The sequence below is a fragment of the Luteimonas sp. Soil_C_5 genome (assembly GCF_057656615.1).
This window is the reverse complement of the sequence record NZ_JBDGKA010000002.1, coordinates 476,166-489,898: the sequence shown is the minus strand read 5'-3', so window position 1 is coordinate 489,898 and position 13,733 is coordinate 476,166. Positions and strand designations below refer to the sequence as shown.

General features: G+C 71.1%; 10 protein-coding genes. 8 read left to right on the top strand and 2 right to left on the bottom strand.

What is annotated here, in order from left to right:
* Positions 1-124: 124 nt before the first annotated feature.
* Genes AC3A5K_RS06720 through AC3A5K_RS06690 form a run of 7 tightly spaced genes read left to right on the top strand, consistent with a single transcriptional unit; the run spans position 125 to position 8,451 of the window.
* Positions 125-1,117 (top strand): AAA family ATPase, encoded by a 993-nt coding sequence (locus AC3A5K_RS06720; RefSeq protein WP_487616721.1) that lies wholly within the window; start codon positions 125-127, stop codon positions 1,115-1,117.
* 10 nt (positions 1,118-1,127) lie between these two features.
* Positions 1,128-2,057, top strand: coding sequence for a DUF58 domain-containing protein (locus AC3A5K_RS06715; protein ID WP_487616720.1), 930 nt, complete (start codon positions 1,128-1,130; stop codon positions 2,055-2,057).
* Position 2,058: 1 nt separating this feature from the next.
* Positions 2,059-2,517: a DUF4381 family protein gene (locus AC3A5K_RS06710; RefSeq protein WP_487616719.1), complete on the top strand. Its 459-nt coding sequence runs from the start codon at positions 2,059-2,061 to the stop codon at positions 2,515-2,517.
* A gap of 53 nt (positions 2,518-2,570) precedes the next feature.
* Positions 2,571-3,560, top strand: a complete 990-nt coding sequence (locus AC3A5K_RS06705; RefSeq protein WP_487617070.1) for a vWA domain-containing protein — start codon at positions 2,571-2,573, stop codon at positions 3,558-3,560.
* Positions 3,557-5,347, top strand: coding sequence for a VWA domain-containing protein (locus AC3A5K_RS06700; RefSeq protein WP_487616718.1), 1,791 nt, complete (start codon positions 3,557-3,559; stop codon positions 5,345-5,347). Before AC3A5K_RS06705 ends, AC3A5K_RS06700 begins: the two co-directional genes overlap by 4 nt.
* Positions 5,344-7,020, top strand: a complete 1,677-nt coding sequence (locus tag AC3A5K_RS06695) for a BatD family protein (RefSeq protein ID WP_487616717.1) — start codon at positions 5,344-5,346, stop codon at positions 7,018-7,020. The genes AC3A5K_RS06700 and AC3A5K_RS06695 overlap by 4 nt, the downstream gene beginning before the upstream one ends.
* Before the next feature lie 48 nt (positions 7,021-7,068).
* Positions 7,069-8,451, top strand: coding sequence for a dicarboxylate/amino acid:cation symporter (locus AC3A5K_RS06690; RefSeq protein WP_487616716.1), 1,383 nt, complete (start codon positions 7,069-7,071; stop codon positions 8,449-8,451).
* Positions 8,452-8,554: 103 nt separating this feature from the next.
* On the opposite strand, the gene AC3A5K_RS06685 is transcribed toward AC3A5K_RS06690, so the two are convergent.
* Positions 8,555-9,115 (bottom strand): Dps family protein, encoded by a 561-nt coding sequence (locus AC3A5K_RS06685; protein WP_487616715.1) that lies wholly within the window; start codon positions 9,113-9,115, stop codon positions 8,555-8,557.
* A 107-nt stretch (positions 9,116-9,222) separates the two neighbouring features.
* On the opposite strand from AC3A5K_RS06685, the gene hrpA reads away from it, so the two are divergent.
* A complete protein-coding gene (hrpA, locus tag AC3A5K_RS06680; protein WP_487617069.1) occupies positions 9,223-13,188 on the top strand; it encodes an ATP-dependent RNA helicase HrpA in 3,966 nt (1,321 codons plus the stop codon).
* Here the strand turns inward: hrpA and AC3A5K_RS06675 are convergent.
* Entirely contained in the window at positions 13,181-13,666 is a 486-nt protein-coding gene (locus AC3A5K_RS06675) for a hypothetical protein (protein ID WP_487616714.1), read from the bottom strand. The genes hrpA and AC3A5K_RS06675 overlap by 8 nt on opposite strands.
* Between the last annotated feature and the right edge of the window lie 67 nt (positions 13,667-13,733).

Here is a 13,733-nt window from a genome sequence, read left to right as displayed (position 1 = left end):
GGGCCCTGTCGGGCCCCGTTTTCGTTTGTCTTCAGGGCAGGCATGCGCACACGCCGTTGAACGAAGCCGACGCTTTGCGGTCAAACTGGGCCTGGCGCGATCCGCGTCGTCGGCGGGATGATGGATGGAGCTCGAAAACGGTCCGGCCCAGGCGCCGCATGCGCGGTTCGTCGCGCTGCGCGAATCGCTGACCGGGGAGATCATCGGGCAGGCTGCGCTGGTCGACCGTCTGCTGATCGCGCTGCTGGCCGACGGGCATCTACTGGTCGAAGGCGCGCCAGGACTGGCGAAAACCACGGCCATCCGTGCGCTCGCGTCGCGTCTCGATGCCGATTTCGCCCGGGTGCAGTTCACGCCGGACCTGTTGCCGGCCGACCTCACCGGCACCGAGATCTGGCGGCCGCAGGATGGGCGCTTCGAATTCCAGCCGGGGCCGATCTTCCATCCGCTGCTGCTGGCCGACGAGATCAACCGCGCGCCGGCGAAGGTGCAGTCCGCGCTGCTCGAGGCCATGGGCGAGCGGCAGGTCACCGTGGGTCGTCAGACCTACCGGCTGCCGGATCTGTTCCTGGTCATGGCGACCCAGAATCCGATCGAGCAGGAGGGCACGTTTCCGCTGCCCGAGGCGCAGCTCGACCGGTTCCTCATGCACGTCCGAGTGGGCTACCCCGACGCCGGCACCGAGGCGCAGATCCTGGCGCTGGCGCGGCGTCGTGCGCGCGACGATCTCGACGCGCACGCCAGCGAGATCGAACGCATGCCGCTGGAGACGCTGTTCGCCGCGCGTCGCGAGGTGCTCGATCTGCATGTCGCACCGGCGGTGGAGCGCTATCTGATCGAGTTGGTGCTCGCTTCGCGCGACGCTGCCGCCTATGACGGTGCACTGGCCCGGCGGATCGCCTGGGGCGCGAGTCCACGTGGTTCGATCGCACTGGAACGCTGCGCACGCGCGGCCGCGTGGCTGGCGGGACGCGATTTCGTGACGCCCGACGACGTACGCGGCGTGGCGCCCGACGTGCTGCGCCACCGTGTGCTGCCGAGTTACGAGGCCGCTGCCGAGGGCTGGGACGGCGACCAGCTGGTCGCCGCCGTGCTCGATCGCGTGCCGTTGCCCTGAGCGCAGGCGCATGGCTGTCGATCCAGTCCCGTTGATGGCGTCCCCGGGCGAGACGTCCGGGGTTCGCCCCACGCTTGCCGAACTGGTCGCGCTGCGGTCCGCCGCCCTGCGCGGCGCGGTTGCGCACCGTGCGCGGTTGGGCGTGCGCGCACAGGCGCTGGCGCCGATGCGCGGACACGGCATGGAATACGCGGAGTCGCGCGAGTACGTCGCGGGCGACGATGCCCGCTACATCGACTGGCGCGTCACCGCGCGCACCGGTCGGCCGCATACCAAGACCTTCCAGGTCGAGCGCGAGCGCCTGACGCTGGTGGTCGCCGACACCGCGCCCGCGCTCTACATCGGCACGCGGGTGCGATTCAAATCGGTGCAGGCCGCACGGGCAGGTGCCGTCGCGACCTGGGCCGCCGTGGCCGAAGGCGATCGTGTGGCCGCCATCCGCGGGACCTCGGTCGAAGCGCCCGTGTCGCCGACCAGTGGCCGTCGCGGCGCGCTGCGCGTCCTGCATGCGCTGGCGGACTGGTATGACCGGCCACCTGCGTCCGATGACGGCCTGGACACTGCGCTGGCCCATGCCGGGCATGTGCTGCGCCCCGGCGCCCGCGTTCTCGTGCTGGCGGATGCGGCCAGCGTGGTCGAGGTGACCTCGCAGCGCTGGCTGGCGCTGGCTGCGCACACCGAAGTCCTCGTACTGCTGATGACCGATCCGCTCGAGCACGCGCCGCCACAGGCGCGCCTGCGGTTTGCCGCTGCGCAGGGGCACGCGGAGCTGGATCTGGACGATCCCGGGCAACGGGCCCGTTGGGACGCGCATTTCAGCGGCACGGTGACGCGCGCCGAATCACTGCTGCGGGCGGCCGGCGTGCGCTGCACTACGCTGTCGACGGATGCCGCGAGCGACGGCTGGCTGCCACTGTTCTCGCGGCCGAAGGCGCGCTGACATGGCGATTCCCGACCTGGTGCTCCGCGACATCCACGCGCCCGATGCGCCCGCCTGGTGGCCGCCCGCGCCGGGCTGGTGGTGGCTCGGCGCGGTGATGCTGATACTGGCGGCGGGGTTTGCCATCCATGCCTGGCGCCGGGCCCGGCGACGTCGTCGCTGGGCGCGTCTGTTCGATGAAACCGTCGACGCCGCAGCGGAGCCACCGGCCCGGATCGCGGCGATCTCCGGGCTGCTGCGGCGCGCGGCGCGACGCGTCCGTCCTGACGCCGACCGGCTGCAGGGTGAGGCCTGGCTGCAGTTCCTGGATGCCGGCACCGGCGCGTCTGCTTTCGTTGAAGGACCGGGCGCGGCCTTGCACGATGGCGCGTTCCGGCGCGAGGCCGCCGACATCGACATCGGTGCCTTGCGCGCGCTGGCCCGCGCGCGTTTTCTGTCCCTGATGGCCGCCGGCAGGTGAGTGGATTGCTCTCCTGGCTGGGCGCTGTGCTGACGCCGTTCGCGTGGCCGTGGATGCTGCTCGCGCTGCCCTTGCCCTGGCTCGTGCGGCGCTGGTGGCCGGCGCAGCCACGCAGCGGCAGTGCGCTGCGCGTGCCGTATGCCGGGTTGCCTGCGCTGCTGGCCGGGCGCGCGCGAGGATCGGTCCGGCGCATGCCGTGGCTGCTGCTCCTGGCCTGGGCCTTGTTGTGCGTGGCCGCTGCGCGGCCGCAGCAATGGGGCGCGGCCGAGCAGCCACCGCACGCGGCGCGTGACCTGATGCTGGCCGTGGACCTGTCCGGCAGCATGGGCGAGGCGGACATGGTGCTCGGCGGACGCGCGGTCGATCGCCTGGCCGCGGCCAAGGCCGTGCTCGCCGATTTCCTAGAGCGACGCGCGGGCGACCGGGTCGGGCTGATCGTGTTCGGCCAGCGCGCCTACGCGATGACGCCGATGACGCTGGACCGGACCAGCGTGCAGCAACAGCTCGACGACACCGTGGTCGGGCTGGTCGGGCGCGAGACCGCGATCGGCGATGCGATTGGCCTGGCAGTCAAACGACTGCAGGACCAGCCACGCGCGAAGCGGGTGCTGATCCTGCTCACCGACGGCGTCAGCAATGCCGGCGTGCTCACCCCGTCCAAGGCCGCGGAGCTCGCGCGCGATGCAGGCGTCCGCGTGCACACCATCGCGTTCGGACGCGAGGAAGGGGATGGGTCGCTGTTCGGATTCCAGATGCCGGGCGGCGGCGAACCCGCGATCGACGAAGCCGCGTTGCAGGCGATCGCCGATACGACCGGCGGCCGCGCGTTCCGCGCACGCGACACCGAGGCGCTGGCCGGGATCTACGCCGAGATCGACCGGATCGAACCGGTCGACCAGGCCGGCCCCGCGCTGCGGCCGCGCATCGAGCGTTACCCGGTGCCGCTGGTCGCGGCCTGCCTGCTCCTGCTGCTGGCCGCGGTGCCGCGAGGGCGTCTGTCCGTGCGACGCGCCGACACCCGCGCTGGTGAGGCAGGTCGATGACCGCCTGGATCGACGGCCTGCATTTCGCGCGCCCCCTGTGGTTCTGGGCTGCGCTCGTACTGCCCTTTCTGGCCTGGTGCTGGCACGCGCGTCGCCGCAAGGACGAAGTCTGGCGCACGGCGGTCGATCCGCACCTGCTGCCGCATCTGGTCGAACGCCGGGTCGATCGCCGCGGCCTGCTGTCGCTAGGCGGCTGGCTGCTCGCAGGCGCATGCGCGGTGATCGCGCTGGCCGGGCCAGGCTGGCGCCAGGAGCCTGCTGCGCTGCAGGGCACGGCCAATGTGCCGCTGGTGGTGGCGCTGGATCTGTCGACGGCGGCCAATGCCGGCGATCTCCCGCCGTCGCGCCTGTTGCAGGCGCGGGCCAAGCTCGCGCATCTGTTCGCGGCGCGCGGCGCCGGCGAGATCGCGCTGCTGGTGTACGCGGACGATGCCTTCACCGTGGCGCCCTTGACCGAAGACGCGGGGAATCTGGCGCTCTATCTCGATGCGCTGTCGCCGGATGTCATGCCGGTCGACGGACAGCGTGCGGACCGGGCGATCGAGCGCGCCACGCGTCTGCTGCGCCAGCGCGGTGTGACCGAGGGCCGGATCCTGCTGATCGCGGGCAATGTCGACCGCGCCGCGATCGGCGAGGCCGCGACGGCGCTGCGGATGGGCTATCGCGTGTCCGCACTCGGACTGGGAACGCCGCAGGGTGCGGCCTATCGCGATGGCGACGGCGCACTGGTCCACGCGCGGCTGGACGCTGCGGCGCTGCAGGCGCTGGCGACGGCCGGCGGCGGCCTGTACCGGCGCCTGACCACGGACGATGCGGACCTGCGCGCGCTGGAGGTGCTGGTCTCCGGATCGACAGCCAGCGCGCGCGGCGCGGCTTCGCCCGATGCGAGCGCCGAAGGCGCCTTGCGCTGGGCCGATCAGGGCTACTGGTTTCTGCTGCCGCTGCTCGCGCTGGTGCTGCTGGCCTTCCGGCGTGGCGGTGCACTGGCGGTAGTGGCGTGTCTGGCGGTGCTGCCGCTGCTGCCGGCGCAGGCGCAGGAACGCGTGCAGACCGATCCGCCGCGCGGGACCCCATGGCAGCGCGCCGACCAGGTGGCGCACGGCCGCATGGCCGAAGGCATCGAGGCCTATCGCGCCGGCCGGCACGCCGATGCAGCGCGGCACTGGGCCGCGCTCCCGGGCGCCGATGCGGCCTATAACCGCGGCAATGCACTGGCGCGCGCAGGCGAACTCGATGCCGCCATCGAGGCCTACGACGCCGCGCTCGAGCTGCAGCCGGGCATGGCCGATGCGATCGCCAATCGCGCGGCCGTGGAGGCTGCGCGCCAGCGCCGGCCGCCGCCCGGACCCGGGCAGGATCCACGCGCGCCGCCGCGCGATCGCGAGCAGTCGTCCGGTCGCCCGACGCCGGGCAGCGGTGAACCGGCGCCCGGCGACGGTGATCCGACGCCCGACACACCGCCCGCCGACACGCCGCCGGACACCTCCACGGCACCGGATGCCGCGCCGGCGCCATCACCGCCGCCGGACGATGGCGAAGCGCAGCGCCAGGCCGACGCCGCCCAGCGCGAGCGCATCCAGCGCGCGCTTGAAGCCCAGGGCAGCGCCGCCGACGAAACAGAGCCCGACGCGGCCGATGACGGCACGCCGGCCATGGATGGCGCCGAGGCCGAACGCCGGCAGGCGAACGAGGCCTGGCTGCGCCGCTTGCCGGATGATCCCGGCGGGCTGCTGCGGGCCAAGTTCCGGCTTGAACACGACCGCCGACGGCGGCAGGAGGGCGGATGATCCGATGGCTGACAGGCGGCGCGCATGGCGCGTGGGCCGTCCTCCTGTGTGCACTGGCAATGGTCGGGCCGGCGCATGCGCAGACCCGCGCCTGGCTGGACCGCGACCGCATCGCGTTCGGCGAAACGACCACGCTCAATGTCGAAAGCGAAGACGCCACCGCGTCGCCCGACTGGACGCCGCTGGAGCGCGAGTTCGACGTCAGCGGCCATACCAGCCGGCGCCAGGTCGAAATCCGCAACGGGCGGCAGAGCACGCGCACGCTCCACGGCGTCGCCCTGCGACCACGGCGCGACGGCCTGCTGGCTGTGCCGGCGTTGCAGGTCGGAAACGCCACGACGGCGCCGCTGCAACTCAGCGTCGGCCCTGCGGTCGTCAGCGCCGCGCGCGACGGCGCGCCGGCGTTCGTCGAGGCCGAAGTGGATGCACAGTCGCCATACGTGCAGCAGGCCGTTGCTTACACCCTGCGCCTGCACTACGCGGTCCCGCTGGTGTCGGGCCAGCTCGAGCAGCCGCCGCCCGAAGGCGCGTCGCTGCAGCGCATCGGCGACGACACCCAGTACACCCGTGACCTCGACGGCCGACGCTACACCGTGGTGGAGCGGCGCTTTCTGCTGGTGCCCGAACGCAGCGGCACGCTGACCATTCCCGGTGCGCGCTTCGAAGGCCGCGGCGTCACCGGCGGCATGTTCGATGGTCTGTTCAATCGCGGTCCGCGCGAGCTGTCCGCCAATGGTCCGCCCAGTCTGCTGTCTGTCCGGCCGATGCCGGCGAGCGCGGGCGCGGCCTGGCTGCCGGTCCATGACGTGCAGGCGCGCTGGCTGGAGACGCCGACCGATGCAAGCGCCGGCGCGGCAGCGGCGCTCGTGCTCGAGGTGACGTTCGATGGCGCCGTCGGCACCCAGCTGCCCGAGATCGCGTTGCCCGCAGTCGAGGGTGCACAGGTCTTCGCCGAGCCACCGCAGTACGACGAGACCTTCGAGGACGGCCGGCCGCAGGTCCGGCTCACGCGGCGGTTCTCGGTCGTGCCGCAGGCGGCGGGGTCCTTGCGCATCGAGCCGCCGCAGATCGCGTGGTGGGACGTCGGCGCGGGCGCTGCGCGTACCGCCGCCCCGCCGCCCGTGACCCTGCAGGTCGCGCCCGGCAGCGGCGCGCCGGCGTCGGGGCCGGATGCGGCGCCGACTTTCCTACCGTCGTCGACGGACGCGGCGGCGCCCGCGGCGATCTCCGGCGGGGCGGGCTGGGCCGCGCTGGCCGCCGCCTTCGCCCTCCTGTGGCTGGGAACCGCGGTCGTGGCATGGCGGCTGTATCGCCGACCCCGCCGCGCGATCGTCGTCGACAGCGGAACGCCGCTCCACGTCGCTACGCCGTCACCGTTGTCGTCGCGACAGCTGCTGGCGCTGCTGCGCACCGGCGACGCGGCCGACATCGACCGGGCACTGCGCGCCCTGGTCGTTCCGGCTGCTGCGGATCTGGACACCCTGCAGCGCCAGCTGGTCGATGGCGACCAGCGCGCTGCCGTGGCCCGCTGGCAGCACGCGCGCTGGGGCGGCGGCGACCTGACCGAGGCGCGCCAGCAGCTGCGCGCAGCGTTCCGGTCGGGGGTCCGCAAGGTACCCGGTGCGGCGACCGACGAGGCCGCCACACTGCCACCGCTGTACCCGCGCCATTGAGCCCCGCGGCCTGCTAGGCTCGGCGCCTTCCTGCCATCGGTCGCGTCCATGTCCGCTCCGTCCGTGTCCACGCGCATGCCGTTGCACTGGAAGATCGCGATCGGCTTCGCCGCCGGTCTGATTCTCGGACTGATCGCCCATTACACCGGTCTGACCGCCTGGACGCTGGCCGATCCGGCATCGGTTGCCTGCACCGGTGCCGAGCCGTCGTGGCAGTGCCGGCCGCTGATCGAAAGCTTCGTCGGCTGGGTCACCGAGCCGCTGGGCACGCTGTTCCTCAGTCTGATCTTCATGCTGATCGTGCCGCTGCTGTTCTCGGCGCTGGTGATCGGCGTGTCGGAAATGGGCGATGTCGCCGCGCTAGGCCGGATCGGCTGGCGCACGCTCGCGTGGACCGTGGTCCTGTCGGGCATCGCGGTGGTGGTGGGACTGGTGATGGTGAACCTGTTCCGCCCCGGCGAAGGCGTGGATCCCGCGCTCGCGGAGCAGCTGCTGGCCGAAGGCGCGCAGCGCACCGCGGCGATCGTGCGCGACAGCAAGGAAGGCGCGACCGGCATGGACATGCTGATGTCGATCGTGCCGCAGAACGTGGTGGGCGCCGCATCGGACAACGCCAACATCCTGTCGCTGATGTTCTTCGCGCTGATGTTCGGCATCGGTCTGGTGCTGACGAAGTCCGAAGCCACCGCCACGCTCAAGCGCGGCATCGAAGGTCTGTTCGAAGTGTCGATGACACTGATCGGTCTGGTGATCCGCCTCGCGCCGATCGCGGTGTTCTGTTTCATGTTCAATCTCGCCGTGCTGTTCGGCTGGGATCTGCTGCTGCGGCTGGGCGCCTATGTGTTGGTGGTGGTCGGCGCGCTGGCGCTGCACATGCTGGTGACGTACTCGCTGGCGCTGAAGTTCGTCGGTGGCTGGTCGCCGCTGGCGTTCTTCCGCGGCGTGCAGGAAGCGATGCTGATGGCGTTCTCCACCGCATCGAGCAACGCCACGCTGCCGACCGCGCTGCGCATTGCCGACGAAAACCTCAAGCTGCCGCGCAAGGTGTCGCGCTTCGTGCTGACCGTCGGCGCGACCGCCAACCAGAACGGCACCGCGCTGTTCGAAGGCGTGACGGTGATCTTCCTGGCCCAGTTCTTCGGCGTGGACCTGTCGATCTGGCAGCAGGTGCTGGTGATGCTGGTCTGCATCCTCGGCGGCATCGGCACGGCCGGTGTGCCCTCGGGTTCGCTGCCGGTGGTCGCGCTGATCTGCACGATGGTCGGCGTGCCGGCCGAAGGCATCGGCCTGGTGCTGGGCGTCAACCACTTCCTCGACATGTGCCGCACCACGGTCAACGTGACCGGTGATCTCGGCATCGCGGCGCTGGTCTCGCGTGGTGAAGAGGATCCGGTGCCGGAGGCGTCTGCGCCGGTCGGCCCAGCGGGCTGACACCGCTGCGCCCTTGGCGCCGGGGCCGCTGCACGCGGTTGGACATCCAGACAAGAAAACGCCCGGCACTGCCGGGCGTTTCGCCGATCGGACGCTGGGGAAATTACTGCAGCAGCGAGCGCAGCATCCAGGCGTTCTTCTCGTGGGTCTGCAGTCGCTGGATCAGCAGGTCCTCGGTCGGATCGTCGTCGGCGTCATCGGCCACTTCCAGCGCCTTGCGCGCGCTGCGGCAGACGGCTTCGTTGCCGACCACCAGCTGACGCACCATCTCGCGCCAGTCCTGCGCCTTCTCCAGGCCCGGCTCTTCCTTGATCGACGACAACTCGATGAACTCGGCATACGAGCCCGGCGCGTTGTAGCCCAGCGCACGGATACGTTCGGCGATCTCGTCGAGCGCGTTCCACTGTTCGGTGTACTGGCCTTCGAACATGACGTGCAGCGCGTTGAACATCGGGCCGGTGACGTTCCAGTGGAAATTGTGGGTCTTCAGATACAGCGTGTAGGCATCGGCCAGGAACACCGATAGATGCTGTGCGACCGCCTTGCGATCGTCGTCGCTGATCCCGATATCGATGGCCGGCGCCTTCGACTGCGCGTCTGGCGACGCGACGGCCGGGGCGACCGGGGTCTCGGCGTGCTTCTTGGACTTGCTGGACTTGCCCATGCGTGACTCCGGTGAAAGGGGATTGCGGCCACAATAGGGCGCGATCCGTTGTGGACATGTGACTTGAGGATGGTTCCCGCGTGACGCAGCATTCCAACGAGTTCGCGGTGAACGGCGTGTCGAACGCGCTCTCGCAGGCGCAGCGGGCGATCGACACGGCCGGCACGCGTGACCGCGGCCGGTTGCTCGGCCTGCTGGGCCGTTGGCGGCGCGCGCCCAGCGACATGGCGGCGCGCGAGGCGTTCGAGACCCGGCTTGCGGCATCGATCGCGCAGCGCGAGGCACGCGCAGCGCGCCTGCCGCGGGCCGATGTGGATCCGGTGCTGCCGATCGCCGGCAAGGCCCAGGAGATCGTGGACCTGATCCGGGCCCACCAGGTCATCGTGGTGGCCGGCGAGACCGGCTCGGGCAAGACCACCCAGTTGCCGAAGCTGTGCCTGGCGGCCGGGCGCGGCGCGGCCGGCATGATCGGCTGCACCCAGCCGCGGCGCATCGCCGCGCGCACCGTCGCGCGCCGCGTGGCGGAAGAGCTGCAGGTGCCGATGGGCGGCGCGGTCGGCTATCAGGTGCGCTTCAACGACAACGTCAGCGATGCGACCGCGATCAAGTTCATGACCGACGGCATCCTGCTGGCCGAGATCACTTCCGATCGCTGGCTGTCGGCTTACGACACGATCATCGTCGACGAGGCCCACGAGCGCAGCCTCAACATCGATTTCCTGCTGGGGTATCTGAAACAGCTGCTGGCCAAACGGCCGGACTTCAAGCTGATCGTCACCTCGGCGACCATCGACACCGCGCGTTTCGCCGAGCATTTCGATGGCGCGCCCGTGGTCGATGTCGAAGGCCGCGGCCATCCGGTCGAGGTGCGCTACCGCCCGCTGGAAGGCGAGGGCGACGCGGTGGGCGAGCGTAGCGTCGTCGATGGCATCGTGTCTGTGTGCGACGAGATCATGGCGCTCCGCGGCACCGGCGACACGCTGGTGTTCCTGGCCGGCGAGCGCGAGATCCGCGATGCGCATCAGGCGCTGGAGCGCCGCGAGTACCGCCACACCGAAGTGCTGCCGCTGTACGCGCGGCTCTCGGCGAAGGACCAGGACCGGGTATTCAATCCCGGGCCGCAGCGACGCATCGTGCTGGCGACGAACGTGGCCGAAACCTCGCTGACTGTGCCGCGTATCCATTACGTGGTCGATCCCGGGCTCGCACGCGTCAAGCGCTACAGCCCGCGGCAGAAACTCGACCGCCTGCACATCGAACCCATCAGCCAGGCCAGCGCCGACCAGCGCAAGGGCCGCTGCGGACGCATCGCGCCGGGTACGTGTTTCCGGGTGTTTTCGGAAGCGGATTTCGAATCGCGGCCGCCCTACACCGATCCCGAGATCCGCCGCGCCGCGCTGGCCGGCGTGATCCTGCGGATGCTGTCGCTGGGCCTGGGCGACATCGAGGCATTTCCCTTCGTCGAGCCGCCGGATGCGCGCGCGGTCGCCGACGGCTGGCAGCAGCTGACCGAGTTGGGCGCGATCGATGCGCAGCGCCGGCTCACCGACATCGGCCGCACGATGGCGAAGCTGCCGGTCGATGCGAAACTCGCGCGCATGCTGGTGGCCGCGCGGGGCCACGGCTGCCTGCATTCGATGCTGGCGATCACCTCGTTCCTCGGCATCCAGGATCCGCGCGAGCGCCCCGCCGACCAGCGCGGCGCTGCCGACGCCGCGCACGCGCAGTTCGCGGATCCGCGGTCCGAGTTCGTCGGCATCGTGCGGTTGTGGGATGCGTACCGGCAAGCGCATGCCGATCTCACCCAGTCGCAGCTGCGCAAGTGGTGCGACCGGAACTTCCTCGGCTTTCTGCGCATGCGCGAATGGCGCGAGCTGCATCGCCAGCTGCGGCTGCAGTGCGAGGCGTTGGGCTGGTCGCTCGACGATGCGGCGGACGCGCCGACCATCGCCGACACGCCCAAGGCGCAGGCGCGCGAGGACGCCGCGCGTTTCATCGCCCTGCATCGCGCACTGATCGCCGGCCTGCCGACCCAGATCGGCCATCGCGCCGATCCCGGCGGTGGCGGTCGTGTGTCCGGCCAGTACGAAGGCCCGCGCGGGCGTCGTTTTCAGCTGTTTCCCGGTTCGCCGCTGGCGAAGAAGCCGCCGCCGTGGGTGCTGTCGGCCACGCTGCTGGATACCGAGAAGGTCTGGTCGCTGACCAACGCCGCGATCGAGCCCGAGTGGGCGATCGCCGAACTCGATCATCTGCTGGCGCGTCGTCACCACGATCCGCGCTGGTCGCGTTCGCAGGGCCGGGTGATCGGCAGCGAGCAGATCAGCCTGTTCGGCCTGGTGCTCGCGCCGAAGAAGCCGGTCGATTACGGCCGGCTGTATCCCGACGAATCGCGCGCGCTGTTCCTGCGCGACGGCCTGGTGACCGGCGAGATCAACACGCGGGCGACGTTTGTCGAACGCAATCTGCGCACGCTCGAGCGCGCGCGCGAGGAAGAAGCCAAGCAGCGCCGCGCCGGACTCGTGGTCGACGAGAACTGGATGGCGCAGTGGTATGCGCAGCGCCTGCCCGCGGACATGCTGTCGGCGCAGGCACTCGATGCGTGGTGGCGCAAGGCACCCGACGCCGCGAAGCGTGCACTGGACTGGACGCGCGACGATCTGCTGGTCGCCGATGGCGTGGACGCCGACCTGTTCCCGGCCTTCATCGCGCTGGGTGAGGCGCGGCTCGCGGTGTCGTACCGGTTCGAGCCGGGCGCGCCCGACGACGGCATGACCGTGTCGGTGCCGCTGCATCTGCTCAACGCGATCGATCCGGTGCGGCTGACGTGGCTGGCACCGGGCTTCGTCGAGGACAAGGCGGCCGCCCTGATCCGCAGTCTGCCCAAGGCGCTGCGTCGCAACTTCGTGCCGGCGCCGGATTTCGCGCGGGCCTTCGCACAGGCCTGGCGCGACGGTGATGCCGATGCGTTCACCGGCACGCTGGCGCGGTTCCTGAAGAAGCTCGGCGGCGTCGACGTCGGTGCTGTCGACTTCGACGAGACCGCGCTGGCGCCGCACCTGCACGCCAACCTGCGTCTGGTCGACACCGGTCGTGACCGTCGCGGGCACGAGGTGCTGGCCGAGTCACGCGATCTGGACGACCTGCGCGCGCGATTCGGCGAACGGGCTGCGCGCGCGTTCGCCGCGCACGCGGCCGACGGCCTGCAGCAGCAGGCGCTGGTCACATTTCCCGACACGCCGATTCCGGTCTCGATCCCCGGCGCGGGCGGGCTGCCGGCGTATCCGGCGCTGCAGGACGACGGCGACAGTGCGTCGCTTGCCGTGCACGCCGATGCCGGTAAGGCGCGCAGCCTGCATCCGCAGGGCGTGCGTCGGCTGCTGACGATCGCCCTGGCCGACCGCGTGCGCCAGGCGCGCAAGCAGTTGCCTGTGGCGCCGAAGACCGCGCTGCTCTACGCCGCCATCGAATCGGCAGCGCCGCGCGACGGCAAGCCGGGCGATCGTCTGCGCGAGGATCTGGTCGACGGCGCGCTGGCCGCGCTGCTCGCCGACGGGCTCGACACGGTCCGCGACGCCGCCGCCTTTGCGGCGCATCGCGACGCGGTCGGCAAGGCGCTGTTCGGCGAGGCGATGGCGCGGCTGCGTCAGGCCGAGGCGATCCTCGACGTCGTGGCCGAAATCCGCGGTCGCCTGGAGTCGAAGCTGATGGGCTGGGCGCGCGCCAATCTCGACGACATGCAGGCGCAGCTGGCGGCGCTGGTGCCGCCGGGCTTCCTGCGCACGGTGCCGGCAGCGGCGCTGGCCGAATATCCGCGCTGGCTGCGCGCACTGTCGCTGCGCGCAGAGCGCGGCCAGCGCGATCCCCAGCGCGACCAGCAGCGCATGCTCGACGTCAAACCCTTCCTAGATGCGCTGGCCGACGCCGCCGCGCGCGGGCGCAGCGGCGATGCCGACTGGCAGGCATTGCGCTGGGATATCGAGGAACTGCGGGTGTCGCTGTTCGCGCAGGAGCTCGGCGCGAAGGGCGGGGTGTCGCCGAAGAAACTCGCGAACCGGGTGGCGGCGCTTACCTGACCCGTTCCACGCGGGCGCGCGTGTTGAAGTCGGCGACCTTCATCCACCAGCCGCCGAGGCGCGCAGGCCGGATCTGAACGCGTGCGTCCTGCAGGTTGATGCCGGGCAGCACGGCAGCGTCGGTCTGACGCCAGACCTGGCCGTTGGCCAGCGTGTACTCACGGCCCTTGGCGAAACCGGTGAAGGCGCCCGCCAGCGTGCTGTCGACCTCGACCGGCGCCACCTGCGGCGCGCGCAAGCCCACGCCACTGTCGGACGACGCCGCTGCCGCCGTCGAGGCCTCGGCGACCGCGCCGTCGAGCTGCCGCGCAAACCACGCATCCAGACGCGCGAGTTGTTCGGGGTCGAGCCTGTCGAGTCCCGCAGCCCGGAATTCCGCTGCGCCCATGCGGTCTTCAAGCGACCGGTCCTGCGCAAAGCCGGGACTGGCGATCGACAGGGCGAGGGTGGTGACGATGCCGATGAGGGCTGCGCGCATGGACGACTCCAGAAGGTGCGCCAAAGGCGCGGCACGTGGACGGATGGATTTTGAGCGATGCATGCCC

What these genes read in the sequence shown, in the direction of transcription:
- AC3A5K_RS06720 (WP_487616721.1), top strand. Translation starts at nt 125, where the DNA reads ATGGAGCTCGAAAACGGTCCGGCCCAGGCGCCGCATGCGCGGTTCGTC.
- AC3A5K_RS06715 (WP_487616720.1), top strand. Translation starts at nt 1,128, where the DNA reads ATGGCTGTCGATCCAGTCCCGTTGATGGCGTCCCCGGGCGAGACGTCC.
- AC3A5K_RS06710 (WP_487616719.1), top strand. Translation starts at nt 2,059, where the DNA reads ATGGCGATTCCCGACCTGGTGCTCCGCGACATCCACGCGCCCGATGCG.
- AC3A5K_RS06705 (WP_487617070.1), top strand. Translation starts at nt 2,571, where the DNA reads ATGCTGCTCGCGCTGCCCTTGCCCTGGCTCGTGCGGCGCTGGTGGCCG.
- AC3A5K_RS06700 (WP_487616718.1), top strand. Translation starts at nt 3,557, where the DNA reads ATGACCGCCTGGATCGACGGCCTGCATTTCGCGCGCCCCCTGTGGTTC.
- AC3A5K_RS06695 (WP_487616717.1), top strand. Translation starts at nt 5,344, where the DNA reads ATGATCCGATGGCTGACAGGCGGCGCGCATGGCGCGTGGGCCGTCCTC.
- AC3A5K_RS06690 (WP_487616716.1), top strand. Translation starts at nt 7,069, where the DNA reads ATGTCCGCTCCGTCCGTGTCCACGCGCATGCCGTTGCACTGGAAGATC.
- AC3A5K_RS06685 (WP_487616715.1), bottom strand. Translation starts at nt 9,115, where the DNA reads ATGGGCAAGTCCAGCAAGTCCAAGAAGCACGCCGAGACCCCGGTCGCC.
- AC3A5K_RS06675 (WP_487616714.1), bottom strand. Translation starts at nt 13,666, where the DNA reads ATGCGCGCAGCCCTCATCGGCATCGTCACCACCCTCGCCCTGTCGATC.